This is a genomic window from Streptomyces sp. RK9 (genome assembly GCF_045070545.1).
Classification (GTDB): Bacteria; Actinomycetota; Actinomycetes; order Streptomycetales; family Streptomycetaceae; genus Streptomyces; species Streptomyces alboflavus.
Window position 1 is genome coordinate 2303420 of sequence record NZ_CP173704.1, and the last position, 23026, is coordinate 2326445.

A 23026-nucleotide genomic window follows, 5' to 3' on the forward strand; every position below is an offset into this window, starting at 1 on the left:
GCGTGATCACCCGCATCCTGCCCGCCGTCGGCGACGTGGACGCCGCCCGCGCCCTCACCGGCCTCGCCGCGCAGCTCCCCGACGCCGAACCCGCCCCGCCCGTCACCGACTCCACGGCCCTGCTCGACACCCTGGCCCGGCTCGCCGCGGTCTCCGTCGACGAGCTGCCCGAGGTCGTCCTCGTCCACGAACGCATCGCGCCCGTGCCCGCGCTCGACCTGATCCGCGACCTGGTCCTGCGCTTCCCGGCGGTGGGCGTCGTGCTGGTCACGGCCGACACCAGCCCGGCGCTGCTCACCGCCGCGATGGACAGCGGCGCCCGCGGCATCGTCACCTTCCCGCTCGCCTACGACGCCCTCGCCGAACGGGTGCAGGCCGCCTCGGCCTGGTCCAGCGGCATGCGGCGGCACCTGGGGTCGAGCGCCGTCGAGCTGTACGGCGGCGGGCCCGGCGCGGCCGTCCCCGGGGGCGGCCAGGTCGTGGCCGTCACCGGCGCCAAGGGCGGCGTCGGCACCACCCTCGCCGCCGTCCAGCTCGCCCTCGCCGCCCAGGCCTCCGGCCGCAGCACCGCCCTGCTCGACCTCGACCTCCAGTCCGGCGACGTCGCCTCGTACCTCGACGTGCAGTTCCGCCGCTCCGTCGCCGACCTCGCCGCCATCAGCGACATCTCGCCGCGCGTGGTCCAGGACGCCGTGTACGCCCACGAGTCCGGCGTCGGCCTGCTGCTCGCCCCGGCCGAGGGCGAGCGCGGCGAGGAGATCACCGACCGGGTCGCCCGGCAGACGGTCAACGCGCTGCGCGGGCGGTACGACGTCGTGGTCGTCGACTGCGGTACGTACGTCACGTCCGCCACCGCCACCGCCGTCGAGATGGCCGACCAGGCCGTGCTCCTGGTGACCCCCGACGTGGTCGCCGTGCGCGCCGCCAAACGCATGGTGCGGCTCTGGGACCGGCTCCAGATCCGCAAGGCCGAGGAGACGGTCACGGTCGTCAACCGCGCCGCCCGCGGCACCGAGATCCAGCCGACCCTCGTCTCCCGCGTCACCGGCACCCGCGCCGCCCGCGCCACCGTGCCCGACGCCCCCAAGGAACTCCAGGCCCCCGTCGACGCGGGCCGCCTCCAGGACCTCGACAGCAAGTCGACGGTCAAGCAGGCGCTGTGGGGCCTCGCGGGGGAACTGGGGCTGGTGGAGCCGGAGCCGGCGGGGCACGGGCGGAAGGGCGGGCGGGGGACGCGGCGGCTCGGGAAGGCGGAGCGGGGCCGGGGGGACGGGGGCGGTGCCGGAGCGGGCGCCGGGGCGGGCAAGGACGGGCTGCGGTCCGACCGGGGCGCCGTCACCCTTGAGTTCGCCGGGTTGTTCCCGCTCCTGCTCACCGTCATCGGGCTGCTCTGGCAGTGCGCGCTGTACGGCTACTCCTACTCGCTCGCCGGGAACGCGGCCGACGAGGCGGCCCGGGCCGCGACGGCCGCGGCGGCGGTGCACGGCGACACGGCGGGTGCCTGCGAGGCCGCGGGCAAGGAGCACCTGCCCGGCGCCTGGCAGGACGCCGGCATCGACTGCGCGCCGGAGGGCGACGTGTGGAAGGCCCGCGTGGACGTGGAGGTCCCGCTGTTCTTCCCGGGCGTCGACGCCGGGTGGACCGTGAAGGCGGAGGCGGGGGCGGCTCGCGAGGGGGAGGACTCGCCGTGAGGGGCGTGCTGCAGCGTACGTCCGGCGCCCCGCGCCGCTGTCGCCGCAGTGCGGCGGGCCGGGCGTGGGTGCCCGCGCACCGGAACGCCGGGTCCCGTACCCGGTCCACCGGCTCGCGCACCCCGAGGAGCCGTCACCCCTACGACGACGCAGGCGTCTCCATCCTCGAATTCGCCGGCTTCCTCCCCATCCTCCTCATCATCGGCATGGCCGCGATCCAGCTCGGCCTCGTCGGCTACGCCGCGAACCAGGCCGGTTCCGGCGCCCGCGCCGCCGCCCGGGTGGCCTCGCAGGGGGAGGGCGGCGGCGAGGCGGCGGGCCACGCGGCCATGCACGACGGCCTGGACGCCGACGTGGCCGTCGACCCGGGCGGCGACACCTCGAAGGCGACCGTCACCGTCCAGGTCCCCACCCTCCTCCCCTTCGTGGACACCGACTGGACCGTCAAGAAGTCCGCGACGATGCCCAACGACGACCCCGAGGCCGGAGGCTGACCCGGATGAGCCTGAGAGCCCGCATCGCCTCGCCCGCCGACGCGGTCACGCCCGACCGCGACGAGGGCCTCGTGGCGACGTACCGCGCGAAGCTCCTCGAGGAGATAGACCTCGCCGAGATGTCCTCGCTCGCGGCGGCCGACCGGCGGCTGCGCCTGGAGCGCGTGCTCAACCACATCATCAGCCGCGAGGGCCCGGTCCTCTCCTCCTCCGAACGCGCCCACCTGGTCCGCCGCGTCGTCGACGAGGCCCTGGGCCTCGGCGTGCTCGAACCGCTCCTCGCGGACGCCTCCATCACGGAGATCATGGTCAACGGCCCCGACTCGATCTTCGTGGAGCGCGCGGGCCGGGTCGAACAGCTCCCTCTGCGCTTCGCCTCCGAGGACCAGCTCATGCAGACGATCGAACGCATCGTCTCCACCGTGAACCGCCGCGTCGACGAGTCCAACCCCATGGTCGACGCCCGCCTCCCCACCGGCGAACGCGTCAACGTCATCATCCCGCCGCTCGCCCTGACCGGCGCGACCCTCACCATCCGCCGCTTCCCGCGCGCGTACACGCTCCCCGAACTCATCGGCCTGGGCTCGCTCGACGAGCACATGCTGATGCTGCTCGCCGCGTTCGTACGGGCCCGCTTCAACATCATCGTCAGCGGCGGCACGGGCTCGGGGAAGACCACCCTCCTGAACGCCCTCTCCGGCCTCCTCCCCGGCCACGAGCGCATCATCACCATCGAGGACTCCGCGGAACTCCAGCTCCAGCAGGACCATGTGATCCGCCTCGAATCCCGCCCCCCGAACGTCGAGGGCAAGGGCCAGATCACCATCCGCGACCTCGTACGCAACTCCCTGCGCATGCGCCCCGACCGCATCATCGTCGGCGAGGTCCGCGGCGGCGAGACCCTGGACATGCTCCAGGCGATGTCCACGGGCCACGACGGCTCCCTCGCGACCGTCCACGCGAACACCGCCGAGGACGCCCTGATGCGGCTCCAGACCCTCGGCTCCATGTCCGAGGTGCAGATCCCCTTCGAGGCGCTGAAGGACCAGATCAACTCGGCCGTCGACGTCGTCGTCCAGCTCTCCCGGCACGCCGACGGCTCCCGCAAGGTCGCCGAGATCGTGCTGCTCGTCTCGCACGGCCGCGAGCACTTCCGCATCGCCCCCGTCACCCGCTTCGTGGCCCACCCGGTCGGCCCGGACCGCATCGTCCACGGCTACTTCGAGCATCTGCCGCTGCCGCGCGCCGTGGCGGAGAAGCTGTACGTGGCGGGCGAGCCGGTGCCGCCGGCGTACGGCGTGGCCGAGGCGATCGACGTACTGAACACCCGCGAGGCGATCGGCTGATGGACGCGGACACGTACACGTACACGAGAGAAGCGATCGGCTGATGGACAACCCCACGCTCCTGGCCCTCGGCGCCACCCTCCTCACCGGCACCCTGGCCGTCGCAGGCCTCCAGACGTACGCCTCCGGGCGCGCCCAGCGCCAGGCCCTGGAGGACCGGCTGACGGGCGAGGGCACCCGACCGGCCCTGGAGAGCGGGGGCCGCGTCCGCCGCTTCACGTCCGTGGACCGTCGCCTGCGCCGCACGCGCCTCGGCCGCGAACTCCAACTCCGCCTCTCCGCCACCGGCCTGGACCTCACCCCCGGTGAGTTCTTCACCTACGTCACGGCGGTCGTCGCCGCCCTCTGGCTGATGGCGGCCGCGTCGCTGGCCCCCTTCTTCGGCCCCATCGCCGGGATCGTGGCCGTCTGGAGCGCGGTCATCTTCCTCAACTGGCAACGCCAGAAACGCATCGAGGCCTTCATCAACCAACTCCCGGACGTCGCCCGCATCCTCGCGAACGCGACGGCGGCGGGCCTGGCCCTGCGCACGTCGCTCGCGATGGCTGCGGAGGAGCTGGAGGCCCCTGCGGGCGAGGAACTCTCCCACGTGGCGCACCAGCTCACCCTCGGCCGCTCGATCGACGACACCTTGGAGGAGCTGGCCCAACGCCTCCCCTCCCGCGAACTGATAGTCCTCGTGACCACCCTGGTCCTCTCCAACAAGGCGGGCGGCTCGGTCGTCAACTCCCTCCGCAACCTCACCCAGACCCTGGAGGACCGCAAGGAGACCCGGCGCGAGGTCCGCACGATGCTGTCGGAGGTGCACGCGACGGCCTTCACGGTCCCGCTCCTGGGCCTCGGCTCGCTGCTCCTGATCAACTCGTCGAACGAGGGCGCCCTGGAGCGCGTGACGGGCTCCCCCCTCGGCCAGACCCTGATCCTGATCTCCCTCGGCCTCTACGCCGTCGGCTTCTTCGTGATCAGGCGCCTCGGAAAGATCGAGGTGTGAACGTGAACTCCGTACGCGTACGAGGGGAGCTGAGCCCCCGATGACCGCCCTGCTCCTCGCCGCCCTCATGGGCCTGGCCGTCGCCGGCGCCGCACAGGGCATCCGCATGTACCGCGCCGAGGCGAAACTCCCCGCGGACCTCGCCGTGGCCCTGGAGGTGGGCGCGTCCCGCGTCTCCGTGGCAGGCGGCGCGGTCGACCGCCTCGGCATGCGGTTCGCGCCACTCGTGCTGCGCCTGATGGGCCCGAAGCGGGTGACGGCGAAGCGTCGGCGTATCGACATGGCGGGGAATCCGGGGGGCCTGACGATCGACCGCTACGCGGCTCGGCGGGCGGTGTACGGAATCTTCGGCCTCGTCCTCGGCCTGATCTTCCTTACCAACGCCCAACCCCTCTTCGCGGCCATGACCTTCGTCTTCGGCGCGGTGGCCGCGGACGCCCTGATCTGGCAGGCGGTACGCGAACGCCGCGAGGTCATCGACCGCACCCTCCCCGACTTCCTCGACGTCCTCGCCGTGGTCGTCTCCGCGGGCCTCGGCTTCCGCCAGGCCCTGGACCGCGTCGCGGATAAGTACGAGGGCCCGTGGGCCGACGAACTCCGCATCACCCTCCGCCAGATGGACATGGGCGTCAGCCGCCGCCAGGCCTTCGACGAACTACGCAAACGCAACGCGTCCGAGCAGGTGGCCCAGTTCGTCTCCGCCCTCCAACAAGGCGAGGAACTGGGCTCCCCCATCGCCGAAACCCTCATCCAACTCGCCACCGACATGCGCCGCACCGACGCCCAGAACTCCCGCCGCCGGGCGGCGAAAACCATCCCCAAGGCAACAATGGTGACGCTTGTCTTCATGCTTCCGGCAACGATGATCCTGATCGCGTCCGGGATGTTCCTGGGGTCGGGGTCGGACTTCGGGTCGATTCTGGGGGACTAGGGAACCAGGGGGCCTGCGGAGCCAAGAGGGCTGAATCCCGCTCCTGTTCGGAACGGCGGTCGATTACTGTTGCCATCCGCGAAGCGAACTGCGGACATGGGGGTGGGGCATGACGTACGACTTCGCCGAGGAGTGGGCTCAGCTCAAGCGGGACGCACAGGAGAGACACGCCGGGGACGCGCGGATGCAGTTGGCGAAGGCGGACGGGGTGACGCCGATGGCGGGCTCCGGTGTCCCTGCTGCCGACCTCGGACTGAAGGACTCCCCCATCCGGAAGAAGGCGTCCGACTTCGAGACGGTGAAGACCGATGCCCGCGACAAGTCCAAGCTGAACGACTGCGAGGCCGTCGGCAAGACGCACGCCGACTGGGCGGCGGGTGGCGCGAGCAACGACTGTGTGGGCGCGTGGCAGCGACACCTCCACAAGCTGGGTGACCGGGTGGAGGACGCGACGAAGGCGCTCACCAAGGCGATGGACCAGCAGATCAGCGAGGACGTGTCGATCGCTGCCCGCCTCAGGGCGGCGGGCAGCTGGCTGGAGAAGGCCTGACGGCCGGTACCGTCCCAGGGGAGCTGAGCAGTGATATCCGTCAAGGAGCTGGATGCCGCGCGGCCGCAGCAGTGGCGAGACGCGGCCGACGACGCACTCCGAGCGGCGAAGCAGTGCGCGACCATCGCCGACTACGCGCGGGACGAGATGGCCGACACCCTCAAGGCGAACTGGGCCGGCGACGCGGGTCGCGCGGCACGCGCGAACTTCGTCAAGCACGCCGACGACTACGAGGCGGCGGAGATCGCGCTCAAGGCCCTGGCCAAGGCGTACGACGACCTGGCCGCGGACATCACGGATGCTCAGCGCGACCTGCGCAGCGGCCTCGATTACGCGAGCAGACACGGCCTGAAGGTGTACCCCAGCGGCCGCGCGGAACTCGCCGCCCCGATGGCCACCGCGCCGGGCAAGGACGCGTACGAGGCCGAGGCCGACAGGCACATCCGGCACACCACCGAGGTCGTCTCCGCGGCCTTGCAGCAGGCGTCCCGAGCCGACACCGAGACCGCAGCCCGACTCCGCACGATCGAGGGCCTGACCGCCATCAAGGACCCCGAGCTGGCCCGCCAGGCACTGGACCCCGGCAGCCCGCTCGCCATCGCGCTGCGGTTGTCGGGAGGGCTCGACGGGGTGCATCGCATCAACGTTCCACCATCCGTGCTCGACGCGGTGAACGAGGCCGCCAAGGAAACGGGCGTGAGCCGCAAGCTGCTCCTGGCCACACTGTGGCAGGAGCAGCAGTGGTATCAGAACTTCGACCGTGGCCTGCGCTCTCCCGTCAGTGAGGCCTGGCGGGTCGCCGAGTGGATCGCGGCTTCCTCGTTCAAGCCGGACAAGTCGCTCGGGATTACGCACATGAAGCTGGAGACGGCGCGCACGGTGCTCGAGCAGTACCCAGACCAGTTCCTGCTTGAGGACGGACGATCGCTCCGCGATGTGAGCGACACCGAACTGGCCGCGAAGATCGAGGGCAACCCGGACCTCGACGTACGGCTGAGCGCGTACCTCCTGAGGCACAACGGCGATGATCCAGAGGGATCCGACACCGACAAGCAGCTCTTCGTGCTCTACGCGGCGGACACACCCCAGGTGCGTGGGGACAACGAACGGTACGGAGACGAGTCGGAGTACCGCGAGAATGTCGTCCGTACCCGGAGCGAGAGCTGGGACAAGGTCGAGCCGCACCTTGATGACGCGTTGGCCTGGTGGGACCTGTCGGACAAGGAGCGGGCGGACACCATGGCCCAGTTGCAGTCCCAGGCCCCGGGGGAGCAGGTCTCCTTGAACCCCATCTACGGAGCTACGCCGGTAGGTGAGGGCGGACCGGGTCTCCGGCCTCCGGCGCCCGCTTCGCCGAGCGATCCCGAGCCCGGCACGCCTGACCCGAGTCCCCTCCCCGCCCCCGTTCCGCCGGAAGGCAGCTGACCGGTGAAGAAGACCATGCTTGCGTTGTGCGCGGTGCTGGCCGCGCTCGTGCTTGTCGGCTGTGACAGTGCCGAGCCGTACAAGCCGCCCAAGACGCCGATGCCGAGCAATGTGCCGTCCAGGCCGAGCTTCAGCGAGGCCGAAGACGTGGTTGTGGCGCTGGGCAAGGAAGGCATCGAGTGCGAGGTCCTGCGCCGCAGGAACAGGGGACTCGATTGCGCGGCAGAGGTCGATGGCGGGAAGACGGAGATCGAGATCTCCGTCTTCTCGGACCGGACAAGCAGAGCGGACATCGGCGCGTCCATCGCCTCACGACGCAGGCCCCCGTACCAGCAAACCCTTGTGGCCGCGGGAAACTGGTACATCTGGGTACGAGGCGCACAGAGCCACCCCGACTCCGCCCCCGCGATCGCCAAGGCCCTGGATGCCGTGGTCCTGCAAGGCAAGGGCCCCAAGACCCCGAAGTACCCGCTTCCCGACATCCCGAGCAAGCCGCGCTACCAGAAGGTCGACGACCTCGCCGACGCCCTGGACAAGTCCGTGGGGTGCACGAAGCGGGAGACCACCGCCGTCGGAACCCTGAAGTGCCTCACGGGGAAGCCCGGGCTGACGAACTGCGCGGTCCTGGCGCTCCACAAGACCGACGCGCAGCGGGACGCGGTGCTCCGCGAGGCGATCAAGTATCGAGGTGTGCCTGCCCAGTTGGTCACGGCGGGCAACTGGACGGTCAATCTGTGCGACAGGACGATCGGGTCGTTGGTCGCACGGGACCTGGGCGGTGTGGTCGTCGCGTACGACGGCAGGTGAAGCCCGGGCCCCGTCGCAGGCTCAGACGCCCTTGGGTGACGTGGAGATGGCCCGCGGGGCACCGGACGGCGACAACACGACAGCTCCCGTACGAAGTGAGTGAAAGCCCTCAGCGGTCGGGAAGGGATGTGCCAGAGTCGACTGGGTGAGCCAGACGGCTCCTGGAGCAGGAGAGTCCGACCGAGGAGGCGCGTCGTGGAGCTCTGTACATCCGCCCCTCGGCGTGCATGGTGATCACCTCGGGAGGGAAGAGAACTCGCCAACTTGCGGATCAGGCGTGCCTGGAGCCGCATCGGTCGCGCAGAGTTGCTGCCGAGATACGTGTTGTCGCGTACGTTGCCCCATGACAACAGCGGCGTCGGTGAAGGTCGCGGTATCGGGTGGGAGAGAAAGGTCGTCCGTCGTGCTGAAGGATCGCGTTCTAGGGGCGTGGGTGAAGTGGACGCTGACAGTGTCCTCCCGGACGAGCCGGGTCCGTGGGAGCGCGGGCGACCGGGGAGCAGGGTTCGTGGAGTACGCGGGGTTGATGATTCTGATTGCCGGGATCTACACGTTCATCGACCAGTTGGGGCTGGACGGCAAGATCTCTACGGCGATCGGAAACGCTGTCGGGCGCGTCATCGGCTGACCTGGCGCTGGCTGCGGGACGACCGCGGGTCAACGCTTCCCCTCTACATCTGGGTGACGGGCATTCTGCTCTTCGTCTCGTTGGCATTCTTCGCCTTCGCTCAGGCTGCGTCCGCACGCAACGGCGCGCAATCAGCCGCGGACGCCGCCGCGTTGGCGGCCGCGCAGGCCGCTCGCGACGAGTTGGTCGATGGCCTGGGGAAGGCCATCGCGACCGGCGAGGACGACGACTGGCTCGATTGGCTCGACGGCGCCATGGCCACGCCGGATGGTGAGGCCAAGGCTGCGGCTGACGCGTTGGCTGCCGAGAACGACGCTCATGTGTCGGGATTCGAGCCGGATGAGGTGAACGGATACCCGGGCTACTGGGCCGAGGTCACCACCAACTACACAGTGGGCGACTCGATCATCCCGGGCACAGAGTCGAAGCACGCGAAGGCTGAGGCCACCGCTGTCATCAAGCCCCGTTGTGACCTGGCCGAGGCCGCTGACCCGGAGAAGGTTGTGGAGTTCATCTGCGACGGTGACGATGAGCCGATAGAGATCGATCCGGATGACTTCGATCCGGAGGACCTTCCGGACGCATCCGATCTCTTCTCCGTTCACCTGGCCGACTGACGAGCGCTCAATGAGAAAAGGAAGCCGCTGAGATGAAACTTCGGCGCACCATGAAGGACCGCAGGGCAATGACCGCCGTGGCGATCACGACTGGGCTGGTCCTCGCGGTGGCCGGCTGCGGAGGCGGGGATGACGGCGGCGGCGACGGAGACAAGCCCGACAAGGGCTCCTCATCGTCGTCTCCTAAGGGGGATGGCGCCGGCGATGACAAGGGATCCGACGATACTCCGCAGCAGGAGGCCCTGGCGGAGGTGCGCAACAACGGGATCACTCTGACGGTCAGTTCGGCTTCGCGTGACGAGGGCGGCTTCCTGACCGTCAGCGGGCGTGTGACCAACGGGACTTCAGGGATTTGGGTCGCGCGTGAGTGGCAGAGCGACGAGAGCGAGCTGAAGCAGAACGGCGGTTCGTTGGCGGGTGCGGCACTGGTGGACCCGGAGGGCAAGAAGAGGTATCTCGTGCTGCGCGACACGACGGGCAGGTGCTTGTGCACCAAGTTTGAAGGAGGCGTCGACCAGAACGGGTCCGTCGACTGGTTCGCGCAGTTCCCGGCGCCGCCGGAAGGCACGGACAAGGTGCAGTTCCAGGTGCCGTCCATGCCCCCCGCCTCCATCGAGATCAGCGAGGGTGAGTAAGCCATGGCCCGCCCTCGAATTCCGGCTCTAGGGGCAACGTGGGCGGCGACAACCGCCACCGCGTTGACGGCTCTTGTCCTCATGGCACCCGCACCCGCCTGGGCGGACGACGACGACCCCAGCGCGCCCCCCGGCAGCACCACCACCTCCCCACCCCCCAAGGTCGACCCCAACAGCCCCGGCCTGAAGCTCGCCGACGGCGCCACCCTCGCCCCCGCCAAAGTCCTCGACATCAAGTCCGTCGTGGAGGACATGGGCGGTGAGGAACGCCGCGAGGACACCAACACGGACGTGAAGTTCGCCCTCCAGGCCGAAGTCCTCTTCCCCAAGGACAGCTCCAAGCTGAACCCGGAGGCGGCGGCCCGCATCAAGGCGATCGCCGAGGAGGCCAAGGCCCAGAAGGCGACCGACGTCCGCGTCTTCGGCTTCACGGACAACCTCGGCTCGTACGGCCACGGCAAGAAGCTCTCCAAGGACCGTGCCGAGGCGGTCCACGACGAGCTGGCGACCCACCTGGGCCCGGAGGTCACGTACGCCGTGCGCGGCTACAGCGAGGACTATCCGATCGCGGACAACGGGTCGGAGGAGGGACGGAAGAAGAACCGGCGGGTGGAGGTGTCGTTCCCGAGGGGCGGCACGTCGAGCGGTCCCACGGCGGAAGGCGGGAGCTGAGGCGAGGGCCGGCGCGGCGGCCTGCGCCCCGCCCCGCCCCGCCCCGCCCGCATGCCTCACCCGCCCCCGCCTCACCCCAAGACCCCTCAGCTCCGCGTACGCCCCACCGCCCCGTACCCCATCACCTCGGTGACCTCCGTAGCCTCGTCCGGCCGCCACTCGAACAGCGGCACAAGCCCCGGCTCGACGAGGTCCATCCCCTCGAAGAACGCCTGCAACTGCTCGATGGTGCGCGGCTGGTAGGGCAGCGCCCCGGGTGCGGCGGAGTAGACCTCGCACGCGGCGATGATCGTGGGCGTGGGGATGTCGTGGCTGAGCATGAGGCAGCTGCCGGGGGCGAGGGGAGCGAGGAGGCGGCCGATGAACGCGTGCGCCTCGTCGTCCGAGAAGTGCCCCAGAACGCTGCTGAAGGTCAGCATCACGGGCTTGGTGAGGTCGAAGCGCTCGGCGGCGTGGGTCAGGACGGTGTCGGTGTCGCGCATGTCGGTGTCGATGTAGCCGCTCAGGGGCGGGTCCTGGTACGCGCTCTGGTGGGCGAGGACGACGGGGTCGCTGTCGACGTACAGCACGCGCGCGTCGGGCTGGTGGCGGCTGACTATGTGGTGGATGTCGGGCGCCAGCGGCAGCCCCGCCCCGAGGTCAAGGAACTGCGTCACCCCCGCCTCGGCCGCCGCCCACCGGACGGTCCTGCGCAGGAACTGCCGGGCCGAGCGGGCGTCGGCGGAGATGCCGGGCGCGACCTTCTCCACCGCCTCCACGGCCTGCCGGTCCCGCTCGTAGTTGTCCTTCCCGCCCTGAGCCGCGTTCCAGAACCGCGCGCTGCTCACCGTTCCGTCAGCGGCGGACGGCAGTCCGGAGTGGTCGACTTTGGGCTCGGCCATGTGGGGGACTCCTCGGAGATCGTTGGTGGGATCGGGACCGGGATTACCGGGATCGGGACCGACCCGGGTCCGGGTCCCTGCGCAGGTACAGATGTCGTAGCCATGAGACTACGTTCGGGGCGGGGAAGATCCCAGCGATCTCCGTTTCAGGACATGCCAGTTGGCGTGCGAACGACCCCTCACAGCGGCTGCGCGCCGCGAGGCAGCCGGCAGCGCGGCCGACGGTGGGACGCTCACCCGACACCCCACAAAACGCGTGGCCCGCCCGAAGCCCAGATGCCTACGATCACCCCATGCCCACCCCCACACCCCCCACATTCGACCAACTCGTAGCCGAAGCCGAATCAGCCCCCACCGAAGGCTGGGACTTCTCCTGGTTCGAGGGGCGCGCCACCGAGGCCCGGCCCTCGTGGGGGTACGCGCGGGCCATGGGGGAGCGGCTCGGGCGGGCCGGGGCGGCGCTGGACGTGCAGACGGGTGGGGGTGAGGTGCTCGCCTCCGCGCCCGTGCTGCCGCCGCTCGCCGTCGCCACCGAAGGGTGGGCGCCCAACGTCGCCAAGGCCTCCGGGCTGCTGCACCCGCGCGGCGTGGTCGTCGTGGCCTCGCCCGAGGACGCGCCGCTGCCGTTCGCGGACGGGGTGTTCGACCTCGTCACCAGCAGGCATCCGGTGACGCCGCACTTCGACGAGATCGCCCGCGTGCTGCGGCCCGGCGGGACGTACTTCGCCCAGCACGTGGGGCCGAGCAGCGTGTTCGAGGTGGTCGAGTACTTCCTGGGGGAGCAGTCCGAGGAGGTCCGGGGGGCGCGGGATCCGGAGGGGGAGCGCGCCGCCGCCGAGGCCGCCGGGCTCGATGTCGTCTCGCTGCGCGCCGAGCGGCTGCGGATGGAGTTCTACGACATCGGGGCCGTCGTCCACTTCCTGCGCAAGGTCGTGTGGATGGTGCCCGGCTTCACGGTCGACGCCTACCGGCCGCGCCTGCGCGAGCTGCACGAGCGGATCCGCGAGGAGGGGCCCTTCGTCGCCCACAGCACCCGGCATCTGTTCGACGCGGTCAAGCGATAGTCGGTGGGAGCCGGTGGGAGCCGGCGGGAGCCGGCGGGAGCCGGTGGGAGCCGAGAGAAGCCGGGGCCCTGTTCATCCGTTCGGCGGTACTGTCGGTTCGGTAAGTGATGCGGTGGAGCCGGTACGTGGACGAGGAGTTGGCATGGCGAATCGCAAGGAACCGTACCTCTGCGGCCTGGACGCGGCCGTCGATGTCGTCGGCGGCAAGTGGAAGCCCCTGATCCTGTGGGCGCTGTACGCCGGTCGTACGCTCCGCTTCGGTGAGCTGCGACGGCACGTGCCCGGCGTCAGCGAGAAGATGCTCATCCAGCAGCTCCGCGAGATGGAGGCCGACGGCATCGTGCACCGCGAGGTCTACCGCGAGGTGCCGCCCAAGGTCGAGTACTCCCTCACCGAGCTCGGCCAGACCCTGAACAAGGCCCTCGAGCCCCTCGGCATCTGGGGCGACCAGCACATGCAGCGGCTGGTGGAGCGGCACGCCGAGAGGGTCGGCGGCAGCAGGGAGAAGGAGAAGGAGGGGGGCGGCGTCGCCGCCCAGTCCGCCTGAAGCGACCCCGACCCGGTGTGAATGGGGGCAAATCGACGAGGTCCCGCCAGTCGATTCCGCATCGTTATGCGAACTGGCTCGATTCCGCCTCGCACCTCCCGTAAGTTCAGACCAACGCTAATTCGCGTGAGCAAAGTTGCGCGGGCGGTGCCGCGCAGTGGAGGGGGCTGCGCGGCCACGCGCACCCCTCGAAGCCCGGCCCCGCCCCGGCTTCCGCCCGGCCTCCACCCGCCGGGCTCCGCCCCCGCCCGCCGGCCCGACCATCGCCGTCAAGCCCGCGCCCCTCACCCCCGTCACCCTTCGGGAGTACTCGCCCCCGGCGACCGGATCCCGCCGAGAGGGCCGAAATCCGGTGGGAGAACAGGCTCAGCCAGTTGTCGGGCGATTTCGGAGCGTAGTTGTGGCACGCCGATGCACCGCGAACCACTTACGAAGGGTTATGGTGGAAACCCCCCCTCGGGCCGGTCCGTCTCCCCCCCACGGACCGGCCCGTTTTTTTGCGCCCACGCGCGCGCCGCCGAATCCGCGTTCGAGCGCCCGCAGACGTGCCCCGTAGGGGCGCGGGGAACTGCGCGACAAGCCACGACGAACCCGCACCGCTGCAGGGCACGAGCCCTCAGCCCCGGCCTGCCCAGATGTTCGTCCCCGGCGTGGACACGGCGAACGTGTCGATCTCGGAGAGCTCCGCATCCGTCAGCTTCGGACCCGCGAGCGCCGCCACGTTCTCCTCCAGCTGCTTCACGCTGGAGGCGCCGATGAGCGCCGACGTCATGCGCTCGTCCCGCAGGACCCAGTTCAGCGCCAGTTGCGCGAGCGACTGGTCGCGGCGGGCGGCGATGTCGTTCAGGCCATTGAGGCGGCGTACGACCTCGTCGTTGAGCAGCTGCGGGTCGAGGGACTTGCCCTGGGTGGCGCGGGAGCCCTCGGGGATGCCCTTCAGGTACTTGTTCGTGAGCAGGCCCTGGGCGAGCGGCACGAAGGAGATGCAGCCCATGCCGGCCGTCTCCAGGGTGTCGAGCAGGCCGTCGTCCTCGGTCCAGCGGTTGATCATCGAGTACGACGGCTGGTGGATGAGGGGACGCACACCCATCTCGCGAAGGAGCCGCGCCGCCTCCGCCGTCTGCTCGCTGCTGTACGAGGAGACCCCGACGTACAGCGCCTTGCCCTGCTGGACGGCCGAGGCGAGCGCGCCCATCGTCTCTTCCAGCGGGGTGTCCGGGTCGAAGCGGTGCGAGTAGAAGATGTCGACGTAGTCCAGGCCCATGCGGGACAGGGACGCGTCGAGTGAGGACAGCAGGTACTTGCGGGAACCCCACTCGCCGTACGGGCCGGGGTTCATCAGGTAGCCCGCCTTGGTCGAGATGACCAGCTCGTCCCGGTAGGGGGCGAAGTCCTGGGCGAAGAGCTTGCCGAAGTTCAGCTCCGCGCTGCCGGGCGGCGGGCCGTAGTTGTTCGCCAGGTCGAAGTGGGTGACGCCCAGGTCGAAGGCGCGGCGCAGGATCGCGCGCTGCGAGTCCAGGGCGCGGTCGTCGCCGAAGTTGTGCCAGAGGCCGAGGGAGACGGCGGGCAGCTTCAGACCGCTGCGGCCGCTGCGCCGGTACTCCATGGAGTCGTAACGGTCCGCTGCCGCGCGGTATTCGGAGGTGTCGTTCATGAGGACGAAGCTACTTCAGGGAACCGGGACGCGGGTCGCGCGCGTGTACTCAAAGGGTCCGTGCCGGGAAACCGGAAGGCGGGCCGCACCCCGGCTCTGGAGGCGCCCGCGCAGCGGTACGCTTTCGCCTTCGGGGACTGCCGTCTGTATGGAGGGGCTGACAAAGGTGAAGCTGCGCGACCTGGTGTACGGACTCTACGCACGCCGGGTGGAAGGCCGCCTCGACCACGACCAGGTGCCCAAGCACATCGGCGTCATCCTCGACGGCAACCGCCGCTGGGCGAAGGCCTCCGGCGGCACCACCGCCCAGGGCCACCAGGCGGGCGCGTACAAGATCGAGGAGTTCCTCGGCTGGTGTGCCGAGACGGACGTCGAGGTCGTCACGCTGTGGATGCTCTCCACGGACAACTTCGACCGCCCCGAGGACGAGCTGGTCCCGCTCCTCGGCATCATCGAGGACACCGTCCGCAGCCTCGTCGACGACGGCCGCTGGCGCGTCCACCACGTCGGCGCCCTCGATCTGCTGCCCTCCCGCACCCAGGGCGTCCTGAAGGAAGCGGAACAGGCCACCCACACCCGTACCGGAATACTGGTCAACGTCGCCGTGGGCTACGGCGGCCGCCAGGAGATCGCCGACGCCGTCCGCTCCCTGCTGCTCGACCACGCGGACCGCGGCACCTCCATCGAGGACATCGCCGAGAGCGTCGACGTCGAACAGATCTCCAAGCACCTCTACACGAGCGGCCAGCCCGACCCCGATCTGGTGATCCGGACGAGTGGAGAACAGCGGCTTTCGGGCTTCATGCTCTGGCAGTCCGCTCACTCCGAGTACTACTTCTGCGAAGTCTTCTGGCCGGCCTTCCGGAAGGTCGACTTCCTGCGTGCGCTGCGCGATTACGCCGCGCGCCACCGCCGTTACGGCGGCTGACACAAGCACTCCGATGAGGTCTCGGTAACCAGGAGTTAACCAACGCGCCGTCATATGCCATGGCATGGCTGCGCTTGTTCGAGGGAATACCACTTGCAGGTCGGCGTCCGATTCACGGACGCCGGATCTCAGCGGACGGCACGGGGCCGTCCGCCCGGGAGGCCCTTTGCACCAGGACGACCGCGCGCCGAGCGCGGACGACAGGGAGGGCCGGTGCTCGGCCCGCGCAGGGTGGCCAGTCACCGGCCCAGTTCCCTCCGTCGCTCCCCGACCTCATCCGAGGGGGTACGTCCTTCCGTGGTGACCAGCACAAAGCGCCAGCAAGGCCGGCGCACCTATGTTCTTGACACCAGCGTTCTGCTCGCCGACCCGAACGCCCTGTCCCGCTTCGACGAGCACGAAGTCGTGCTGCCGATCGTCGTCGTGACGGAGCTCGAGGCCAAGCGGCACCATCCCGAGCTCGGCTACTTCGCCCGGCAGGCCCTGCGCCTGCTCGACGACTGCCGGATCCGCTTCGGGCGCCTGGACGCGCCGATCCCGATCGGCGGTCTCGGCGGCACGCTGCGCGTCGAGCTCAACCACTCCGACCCCGGCGTGCTCCCGGCGGGCTACCGCCTGGGCGACAACGACTCACGGATCCTCGCGGTGGCACGCAACCTCCAGGCGGAGGGGTACGAGGTCACGGTCGTCTCCAAGGACCTGCCGCTCAGAATCAAGGCGTCGTCCGTCGGACTCCTCGCCGAGGAGTACCGCGCGGAGCTCGCCATCACGGACGCCTCCGGCTGGACCGGAATGTCCGAGCTGACCCTCTCGGGGGAGCAGGTCGACCTTCTCTTCGAGACGGAGAGCCTGTACGTCCCCGAGGTCGCGGACCTGCCCGTGCACACGGGCCTGACCATCCAGTCCGAGCGGGGGAAGGCGCTCGGCCGGATCTCGCCCGAGGGCAACGTCCGTCTCGTACGCGGCGATCGCGAGGCCTTCGGCATCAAGGGCCGCAGCGCCGAGCAGCGCATCGCCCTCGACCTCCTGCTCGACGGGGACGTCGGCATCATGTCGATGGGCGGACGCGCGGGCACCGGCAAGTCAGCGCTCGCCCTGTGCGCGGGCCTGGAGGCCGTCCTGGAGCGCCGCCAGCACCAGAAGGTGATGGTGTTCCGGCCGCTGTACGCGGTGGGCGGGCAGGAGCTCGGCTATCTGCCGGGCACCGAGGCCGAGAAGATGGGGCCCTGGGCGCAGGCCGTCTTCGACACCCTCGGGTCCGTCGCGGGCAAGGCGGTCATCGAGGAGGTCTCGGCGCGCGGCATGCTGGAGGTCCTGCCGCTGACGCACATCCGGGGCCGCTCGCTGCACGACGCCTTCGTCATCGTGGACGAGGCCCAATCCCTGGAACGGAACGTCCTCTTGACCGTTCTGTCCCGGATCGGGGCGAATTCACGTGTCGTACTGACCCATGACGTCGCCCAGCGCGACAACCTCCGGGTCGGCCGGTACGACGGAGTCGTGGCCGTCATCGAGAAACTGAAGGGGCATCCGCTCTTCGCGCACGTCACCCTCACCAGGTCCGAGAGGTCGCAGATCGCGGCGCTTGTGACCGAAATGCTGGAGGACGGACAGATCTGACCCTGATCTTGGGCCTCTGCCCAAGTTCGGTTCCCCTGTGGGGTAGTTGGCGCCGCCCGGCGAAGCGAGTGAGCCTAGCCGGGCGGCGTCTTGGTGTGCGGGTGTTTCCGCAAAACTCCTGAGGCAAACGGGGTGTGAGCTTTCACACGCAACGCAGAATTGCCTCCCGGTGTCTCGCTACGGCAGAGTCTGGGTCCTGTCAGGCCCCGCATACGGCACTCCTGTACCCCCAGCGGTACGGAACAACAGAACTTCATAGTGGTAGCCGTATGCCGCCCGAGCACCAAGCGGCGCTCCTTTCCCAGGAGTTGTCCACCGGGCCCGCGCCTCCCGTGACCGATGTACCCAGCGGAGGCCAGCGTCAGGGGCACGATTGCGTCCGCGGGGTCACCTATGCGGGCGATGCTGGAAGGAAACCGTGTGAGCCGGATCTCGGTCCGGGGATTCGCGGTGGCTTCGGCCACTGCGGTCACCACCGTCGGCGCTGTCGTGGGAGTCGCCTCGGGCGACACCCAGTCCTCGAAGTCCAACGACCTCGAGGCGACGGCAAGCGACGCGACTCTCCTCGCAGACATACCCGCGGGTCAGCACGCCCAGGTGCAGACCACCTCCGTGGCGCAGCAGGCCGACGCCCAGGCGATGGCCGCCGACACGGCCGCGAAGAAGTCCGCCGCGGAAGCGGCGCGCAAGCAGGCCGCCAAGGACGCCGTCGCCAAGCAGCAGGCGGCCGAGAAGGCGGAGAAGGCCGAGAAGGAAGCCGCCGCGAAGAAGGCCGCGGAGAAGAAGGAGCGTGAGAAGGCCGCCGAGTCCAAGGCGAGCCGCTCCTCCGGACGCGACGCCTCCGACTTCGCGCCGCAGAGCTCCTACTCCGTGGCGCAGGTCCAGGCGATGGCCCGGCAGATGGTCCCGGCCGGTCAGTTCCAGTGCTTCAGCAACATCGTGAACCACGAGTCGACCTGGAACTACAAGGCCACCAACGCCTCCTCCGGCGCGTACGGCCTGGTCCAGGCGCTCCCCGCCTCGAAGATGTCCTCGGCGGGCGCGGACTGGCGCACCAACCCGGCCACCCAGATCAAGTGGGGCCTCAACTACATGAACGACCGGTACGGCAGCCCCTGCGGTGCCTGGGACTTCTGGCAGAACAACAACTGGTACTGAGGTGTGCGACCGGCGCTGACCAGCAGTGAACAGCGCCGAGATCGCTCTCAACCTTCAGGGACCCCTCACCGTCCTACGGTGAGGGGTCCCGCCCGTGTACGGTCGGTCCGGCGGTCCCCCGAGAGATGTGCGGGGGACTTGGTACGTGGTGGGGCAAGACGGGGGTAGAGGACGGATCATGGCGCGAGTTCCAGGGTGGCGCGGCCGCGTGGGCGGCGCGCTGACCAGGATGGGTGAACGCCTGGGCGGCTCCAAGGAGCGGCCGGCGGCGGTCGCGGGCACGGCGGCGGACGAGTCCGGCGCCGGTGCGCGGGACGTGCCGGCCGACTCGACGCCGTCCGGAGCGGTCGCGTCCGACGCGGGTGCCTCCGCCTCGGGTGCCGCCGGGAGCGCCCCGGCTGACGGCGCCGCCGCCGTCGGCACCGGCGCCCACGGGAAGCTGTCGCTGCGCAAGCGGTACGCGGACCGGGTGCGGGCCGCCGCTGCCGCCGAGGACGACCTCGACGGCCTCGGCGACGACGCGCCGGGGGAGTCCGGTGCGGGCGGCTCCGGCGCCGCCGACCAGGTCCCCGCCCCGCCCGCCTACGCGCCCGACATAGGAGCACGGCCCGACCCCGTCGCCGCCGTGCCCTGGGGCGTGCGGGTCGCCGCGGAGGCCGGCTGGCGGCTGCTCGTCCTCGCCGGGACCGTCTGGGTCCTGATGAAGGTCATCAGCGCCGTCCAGCTCGTCGTCTTCGCGTTCGTCGCCGCGCTCCTCATCACCGCGCTGCTCCAGCCGACCGTGGCCCGCCTCAAGCGGCTCGGGCTGCCGCGGGGGCTCGCCACCGTGTGCACCGCCGTGCTCGGCTTCGTGATCATGGGGCTCGTCGGCTGGTTCGTGGTCTGGCAGGTCATGGAGAACGTGGACACGCTCTCCAGCCAAGTCCAGGACGGCATCGAGGACTTGCGGAAGTGGCTGCTCAACAGCCCCTTCCACGTCACCGAGGACCAGATCAACGACATCGCCAAGTCCCTGCGCGAGGCGGTCGGCGCCAACTCCGAGGAGATCACCTCCGCCGGGCTCGAGGGCGTCACCGTCATCGTGGAGGCGATGACCGGGATCCTCCTCGCCATGTTCTCCACGCTCTTCCTGCTGTACGACGGGCCGCGCATCTGGAAGTGGTTCCTGAAGCTGGTGCCCGCCGCGGCCCGGCCGGGGGTCGCGGGCGCGGGGCCGCGGGCCTGGCGGACGCTCACCGCGTATGTGCGGGGCACGGTGATAGTGGCTCTCATCGACGCCGTGTTCATCGGCGTCGGCATCTACTTCCTCGGCGTGCCCATGGCCGTGCCGCTCGCCGTGTTCATCTTCCTGTTCGCGTTCATCCCGCTGGTGGGCGCGGTGATCTCCGGCGCGCTCGCCGTGGTCGTCGCGCTCGTCACGCAGGGCGTGTTCACGGCGGTGATGGCGCTGATCGTGGTGCTCGCCGTGCAGCAGATCGAGGGCCACATCCTGCAGCCGTTCATTCTGGGGCGGGCCGTGGCCGTGCATCCGCTGGCCGTGGTCCTTTCCGTGGCCGCCGGTGGGATGGTCGCCGGGATCGGCGGGGCGGTGGTGGCGGTGCCGCTGGTCGCCGTCACGAACACGGTCGTCGGCTATCTCCGTGCGTACGCTCGCGAGGCCGCGTTGAAGCAGGCGCCGCAGCCTCGGGGGGCGACGGCATCCGAACTCGCCCCCACCCCCACGGAGCCCGACGCCTGATCTGGCGGGGGCGCCTTGTCCGGTGCGGGGCTCGTCGTCCCGTGCGGGTGGGCCACCCCACCCCCGAATCGGCGCTCCGCGCCTCGTCCTCAAGCGCCGGACGGGCTCTCTCCCACCCGCCCCCCCATCCCTCTCCGGGGCTGAGCAACAGCCCGGCACCCTCGGGCAGGCAGTGCCGACTGCTCAGGCCGAAGGGATGGTTCGGGCGGGTGGGTGGGGAAGAGCCCGTCGTGGGGGTCCCCCCTGCTCCTTGAGAGCTTGGGGGAGTTTGAGGACGAGGCCGGAGGCCGATCGGGGGTGCCCCGGTTCGAGGCCCGGGGTGCCGGGTTGGTCGGCAGGTGCAAGTCGGCGCGGAGCGCCGGGCGGGGGCGTGCACGCGTAGGGCCCCGCTCGATGTGAGCGGGGCCCTACGTGACGTACAGGAGTGGTCGGCTGGGGTCAGCCGGCCAGGTGCTCCTCGGAGTCCAGGGTGACCCCGACCGCCTGGATGACGGCGGCGATCTTGAAGGCTTCCTGGATGGTCTCGCGGTCGACGCCGGCCTTGCGCAGCACCTGCTCGTGCGAGTCGAGGCACTGCCCACAGCCGTTGATCGCGGACACCGCGAGGGACCAGAGCTCGAAGTCGACCTTCTCCACGCCCGGGTTGCCGATGACGTTCATCCGCAGACCGGCCCGCATCGTCCCGTACTCCGGGTCGGAGAGCAGGTGACGCGTGCGGTAGAAGACGTTGTTCATCGCCATGACGGCGGCAGCCGACTTGGCGGCGGTGTACGCCTCGGGGGAGAGGTTCGTCTTGGCCTCGGGCTCCAGCTCACGCAGCACGCGCGGCGAGCGGGAGGCGATCGCGCAGGCGAGCACCGTGCCCCACAGCTGCTGCTGCGGAAGGTCCGAGTTGCCGATGACCGAGCCGAGGTTCAGCTTCAGGTCCTTGGCGTAGTCCGGTACGGCGGACTTGAGTTCGTCGAGAGCCACGTCAGTACGCTCCGTTCACTCGCCGGAGAGCAGCGCGACCGGGTCCAGGGTCTCGTCGCCCTTGCTCCAGTTGCACGGGCACAGCTCGTCCGTCTGGAGGGCGTCGAGGACCCGCAGGACCTCCTTGGGGTTACGGCCGACGGAACCGGCGGTCACCATCGTGAACTGGATCTCGTTGTTCTGGTCCACGATGAAGACGGCGCGCTGCGCGAAGCCGTCCTCGCCCTCGATGCCGAGGTCACGCATGAGCTCGTGCTTGGAGTCGGCCAGCATCGGGAAGGGCAGGTCCGTCAGGTCCGGGTGGTCCTTGCGCCAGGCGTGGTGCACGAACTCGGAGTCGCCGGAGAAGCCGAGGACCTGGGCGTCACGGTCGGCGAACTCGTCGTTCAGCTTGCCGAAGGCGGCGATCTCGGTCGGGCACACGAAGGTGAAGTCCTTGGGCCACGCGAAGACGATCTTCCACTTGCCTTCGTAGGTCTTGTGGTTGATCTGCTCGAACTCCTTGCCCTTCTCCAGCGAGACACAGGCAGTCAGGTCGAACTCGGGGAACTTGTCACCGACAGTGAGCACGCGCTCTCCTTGCAGCGTAGGAGCCCGGTAAGGGGCTCCAGGGGGTTGGACTGCTGTCGATCGTGGCACAGGGTGCATTGATTAGGGAAATAGCTACACTCGGTTGTGTTGATCGGAGGTAGCTATCAGTGCGAGCCGTAAATAGGGGCAAGCAACCCAGCCTGGCGCAGCTGCGCGCCTTCGCGGCCGTGGCCGAGCATCTGCACTTCAGGGACGCGGCGGCAGCAATCGGGATGAGTCAGCCCGCGCTGTCCGGCGCGGTGTCCGCCCTGGAGGAGGCACTGGGTGTCCAGCTCCTGGAGCGCACGACGCGCAAGGTGCTGCTGTCCCCGGCGGGGGAGCGGCTCGCGGTGCGCGCGAAGGCGGTCCTCGACGAGGTCGAGGCGCTGATGGAGGAGGCGGACGCGGTGAAGGCGCCGTTCACGGGCGCGCTGCGGCTCGGCGTGATCCCGACGGTGGCGCCGTACCTGCTGCCGACGGTGCTCGCCCTCGTCCACGAGAAGTATCCGGACCTGGACCTCCAGGTGCACGAGGAGCAGACGTCCTCGCTGCTGGAAGGCCTCGCGGCGGGACGGCTCGACCTGCTCCTTCTCGCCGTGCCGCTCGGGGTGCCCGGCGTCACCGAACTGCCGCTCTTCGACGAGGACTTCGTGCTCGTGACGCCGCTCGACCACTGGCTGGGCGGCCGCGAGGGCATTCCGCGCGAGGCGCTGCGCGAGCTGAACCTGCTGCTGCTCGACGAGGGCCACTGCCTGCGGGACCAGGCGCTGGACATCTGCCGGGAGGCGGGCAGGGGTGACCTGCCGGTGACCACGACCGCCGCCGGGCTCTCCACCCTCGTCCAACTCGTCGCGGGCGGCCTCGGCGTGACCCTGCTTCCGCGCACGGCGGTCCGCGTCGAGACGAGCCGCAGCAGCCAGCTCCTGACGGGGTACTTCGCCGACCCGGCGCCGACGCGGAGGGTGGCCCTCGCGATGCGTACGGGTGCCGCGCGGGCGGCGGAGTACGAGGAACTGGCGGGCGCCCTGCGGGAGGCGCTGCGGCCGCTGCCGGTACGGGTGTTGTGAGGCGGCGGGCCGGGTGAGGTGACGCGTGGGGTGAGGTGAC

The 23026-nt window shown here is 70.2% G+C and carries 23 protein-coding genes; 19 read left to right on the forward strand and 4 right to left on the reverse strand.

The annotated features are described in order from the left end of the window. Positions 1-2: 2 nt before the first annotated feature. From AB6L24_RS30545 to AB6L24_RS30600, 12 genes are all read left to right on the forward strand, one after another. Positions 3-1691, forward strand: coding sequence for a CpaE family protein (locus AB6L24_RS30545; RefSeq protein WP_405660600.1), 1689 nt, complete (start codon positions 3-5; stop codon positions 1689-1691). A gap of 5 nt (positions 1692-1696) precedes the next feature. Further along, entirely contained in the window at positions 1697-2185 is a 489-nt protein-coding gene (locus AB6L24_RS30550; protein ID WP_405660602.1) for a TadE family protein, read from the forward strand. A gap of 5 nt (positions 2186-2190) precedes the next feature. Further along, positions 2191-3531 (forward strand): CpaF family protein, encoded by a 1341-nt coding sequence (locus AB6L24_RS30555; RefSeq protein ID WP_405660605.1) that lies wholly within the window; start codon positions 2191-2193, stop codon positions 3529-3531. A gap of 43 nt (positions 3532-3574) precedes the next feature. Then, positions 3575-4522: a type II secretion system F family protein gene (locus AB6L24_RS30560; protein WP_405660607.1), complete on the forward strand. Its 948-nt coding sequence runs from the start codon at positions 3575-3577 to the stop codon at positions 4520-4522. 40 nt (positions 4523-4562) lie between these two features. Then, on the forward strand, positions 4563-5453 hold the full coding sequence (locus tag AB6L24_RS30565) for a DUF5936 domain-containing protein (protein WP_405660609.1): 891 nt from the start codon (positions 4563-4565) through the stop codon (positions 5451-5453). 109 nt (positions 5454-5562) lie between these two features. After that, the gene (locus AB6L24_RS30570; protein ID WP_405660611.1) at positions 5563-6003 is read left to right on the forward strand and encodes a hypothetical protein; all 441 of its coding nucleotides are present in this window, start codon (positions 5563-5565) and stop codon (positions 6001-6003) included. A gap of 30 nt (positions 6004-6033) precedes the next feature. Continuing rightward, entirely contained in the window at positions 6034-7428 is a 1395-nt protein-coding gene (locus tag AB6L24_RS30575; RefSeq protein ID WP_405660612.1) for a hypothetical protein, read from the forward strand. A gap of 3 nt (positions 7429-7431) precedes the next feature. Next, complete coding sequence (locus AB6L24_RS30580; protein WP_405660614.1) at positions 7432-8235, forward strand: hypothetical protein; 804 nt, start codon at positions 7432-7434, stop codon at positions 8233-8235. Positions 8236-8638: 403 nt separating this feature from the next. Then, positions 8639-8863, forward strand: a complete 225-nt coding sequence (locus tag AB6L24_RS30585; RefSeq protein WP_405663445.1) for a hypothetical protein — start codon at positions 8639-8641, stop codon at positions 8861-8863. An 11-nt stretch (positions 8864-8874) separates the two neighbouring features. Further along, complete coding sequence (locus AB6L24_RS30590) at positions 8875-9480, forward strand: pilus assembly protein TadG-related protein (RefSeq protein ID WP_405663446.1); 606 nt, start codon at positions 8875-8877, stop codon at positions 9478-9480. 32 nt (positions 9481-9512) lie between these two features. Further along, the gene (locus tag AB6L24_RS30595; RefSeq protein WP_405660616.1) at positions 9513-10115 is read left to right on the forward strand and encodes a hypothetical protein; all 603 of its coding nucleotides are present in this window, start codon (positions 9513-9515) and stop codon (positions 10113-10115) included. An 81-nt stretch (positions 10116-10196) separates the two neighbouring features. Beyond that, positions 10197-10787, forward strand: coding sequence for an OmpA family protein (locus AB6L24_RS30600; RefSeq protein ID WP_405660619.1), 591 nt, complete (start codon positions 10197-10199; stop codon positions 10785-10787). A gap of 86 nt (positions 10788-10873) precedes the next feature. Here AB6L24_RS30600 and AB6L24_RS30605 read toward each other — a convergent pair whose 3' ends face one another. Then, positions 10874-11668, reverse strand: a complete 795-nt coding sequence (locus tag AB6L24_RS30605; RefSeq protein WP_405660621.1) for an SAM-dependent methyltransferase — start codon at positions 11666-11668, stop codon at positions 10874-10876. Positions 11669-11961: 293 nt separating this feature from the next. Here AB6L24_RS30605 and AB6L24_RS30610 point away from each other — a divergent pair, with 293 nt between their 5' ends. Together AB6L24_RS30610 and AB6L24_RS30615 are read left to right on the forward strand one after the other, a co-directional pair. Next, a complete protein-coding gene (locus tag AB6L24_RS30610; RefSeq protein ID WP_405660623.1) occupies positions 11962-12732 on the forward strand; it encodes a class I SAM-dependent methyltransferase in 771 nt (256 codons plus the stop codon). Between the two features lie 142 nt (positions 12733-12874). Then, positions 12875-13279 carry a winged helix-turn-helix transcriptional regulator gene (locus AB6L24_RS30615; RefSeq protein WP_405660626.1) on the forward strand — a complete coding sequence of 135 codons (405 nt, stop codon included), beginning with the start codon at positions 12875-12877 and terminating at the stop codon, positions 13277-13279. 616 nt (positions 13280-13895) lie between these two features. Here the strand turns inward: AB6L24_RS30615 and mgrA are convergent. Further along, positions 13896-14933 carry an L-glyceraldehyde 3-phosphate reductase gene (gene mgrA / locus AB6L24_RS30620; RefSeq protein WP_405660629.1) on the reverse strand — a complete coding sequence of 346 codons (1038 nt, stop codon included), beginning with the start codon at positions 14931-14933 and terminating at the stop codon, positions 13896-13898. Positions 14934-15099: 166 nt separating this feature from the next. Between mgrA and AB6L24_RS30625 the strand changes: the two genes are divergently transcribed. From AB6L24_RS30625 to AB6L24_RS30640, 4 genes are all read left to right on the forward strand, one after another. Then, positions 15100-15861: an isoprenyl transferase gene (locus AB6L24_RS30625; RefSeq protein ID WP_087885707.1), complete on the forward strand. Its 762-nt coding sequence runs from the start codon at positions 15100-15102 to the stop codon at positions 15859-15861. A gap of 297 nt (positions 15862-16158) precedes the next feature. Then, positions 16159-17481 carry a PhoH family protein gene (locus AB6L24_RS30630; RefSeq protein WP_405660631.1) on the forward strand — a complete coding sequence of 441 codons (1323 nt, stop codon included), beginning with the start codon at positions 16159-16161 and terminating at the stop codon, positions 17479-17481. A 402-nt stretch (positions 17482-17883) separates the two neighbouring features. Then, positions 17884-18639, forward strand: coding sequence for a transglycosylase SLT domain-containing protein (locus tag AB6L24_RS30635; RefSeq protein WP_405660633.1), 756 nt, complete (start codon positions 17884-17886; stop codon positions 18637-18639). A gap of 178 nt (positions 18640-18817) precedes the next feature. Then, complete coding sequence (locus AB6L24_RS30640) at positions 18818-20377, forward strand: AI-2E family transporter (RefSeq protein ID WP_405660635.1); 1560 nt, start codon at positions 18818-18820, stop codon at positions 20375-20377. A 438-nt stretch (positions 20378-20815) separates the two neighbouring features. On the opposite strand, the gene AB6L24_RS30645 is transcribed toward AB6L24_RS30640, so the two are convergent. Further along, complete coding sequence (locus AB6L24_RS30645; protein ID WP_380844956.1) at positions 20816-21349, reverse strand: alkyl hydroperoxide reductase; 534 nt, start codon at positions 21347-21349, stop codon at positions 20816-20818. Positions 21350-21364: 15 nt separating this feature from the next. Further along, on the reverse strand, positions 21365-21919 hold the full coding sequence (locus tag AB6L24_RS30650) for a peroxiredoxin (protein ID WP_016641682.1): 555 nt from the start codon (positions 21917-21919) through the stop codon (positions 21365-21367). Between the two features lie 128 nt (positions 21920-22047). On the opposite strand from AB6L24_RS30650, the gene AB6L24_RS30655 reads away from it, so the two are divergent. Further along, a complete protein-coding gene (locus tag AB6L24_RS30655) occupies positions 22048-22986 on the forward strand; it encodes a LysR substrate-binding domain-containing protein (protein WP_405660638.1) in 939 nt (312 codons plus the stop codon). Positions 22987-23026: the final 40 nt, after the last annotated feature.

Excerpts from the sequence above, each read along its gene's own strand:
- AB6L24_RS30555 (WP_405660605.1), top strand. The coding sequence starts at position 2,191 with ATGAGCCTGAGAGCCCGCATCGCCTCGCCCGCCGACGCGGTCACGCCC.
- AB6L24_RS30560 (WP_405660607.1), top strand. The coding sequence starts at position 3,575 with ATGGACAACCCCACGCTCCTGGCCCTCGGCGCCACCCTCCTCACCGGC.
- AB6L24_RS30565 (WP_405660609.1), top strand. The coding sequence starts at position 4,563 with ATGACCGCCCTGCTCCTCGCCGCCCTCATGGGCCTGGCCGTCGCCGGC.
- AB6L24_RS30570 (WP_405660611.1), top strand. The coding sequence starts at position 5,563 with ATGACGTACGACTTCGCCGAGGAGTGGGCTCAGCTCAAGCGGGACGCA.
- AB6L24_RS30595 (WP_405660616.1), top strand. The coding sequence starts at position 9,513 with ATGAAACTTCGGCGCACCATGAAGGACCGCAGGGCAATGACCGCCGTG.
- AB6L24_RS30600 (WP_405660619.1), top strand. The coding sequence starts at position 10,197 with ATGGCACCCGCACCCGCCTGGGCGGACGACGACGACCCCAGCGCGCCC.
- AB6L24_RS30605 (WP_405660621.1), bottom strand. The coding sequence starts at position 11,668 with ATGGCCGAGCCCAAAGTCGACCACTCCGGACTGCCGTCCGCCGCTGAC.
- AB6L24_RS30610 (WP_405660623.1), top strand. The coding sequence starts at position 11,962 with ATGCCCACCCCCACACCCCCCACATTCGACCAACTCGTAGCCGAAGCC.
- AB6L24_RS30615 (WP_405660626.1), top strand. The coding sequence starts at position 12,875 with ATGGCGAATCGCAAGGAACCGTACCTCTGCGGCCTGGACGCGGCCGTC.
- mgrA (WP_405660629.1), bottom strand. The coding sequence starts at position 14,933 with ATGAACGACACCTCCGAATACCGCGCGGCAGCGGACCGTTACGACTCC.
- AB6L24_RS30635 (WP_405660633.1), top strand. The coding sequence starts at position 17,884 with ATGCTGGAAGGAAACCGTGTGAGCCGGATCTCGGTCCGGGGATTCGCG.
- AB6L24_RS30640 (WP_405660635.1), top strand. The coding sequence starts at position 18,818 with ATGGCGCGAGTTCCAGGGTGGCGCGGCCGCGTGGGCGGCGCGCTGACC.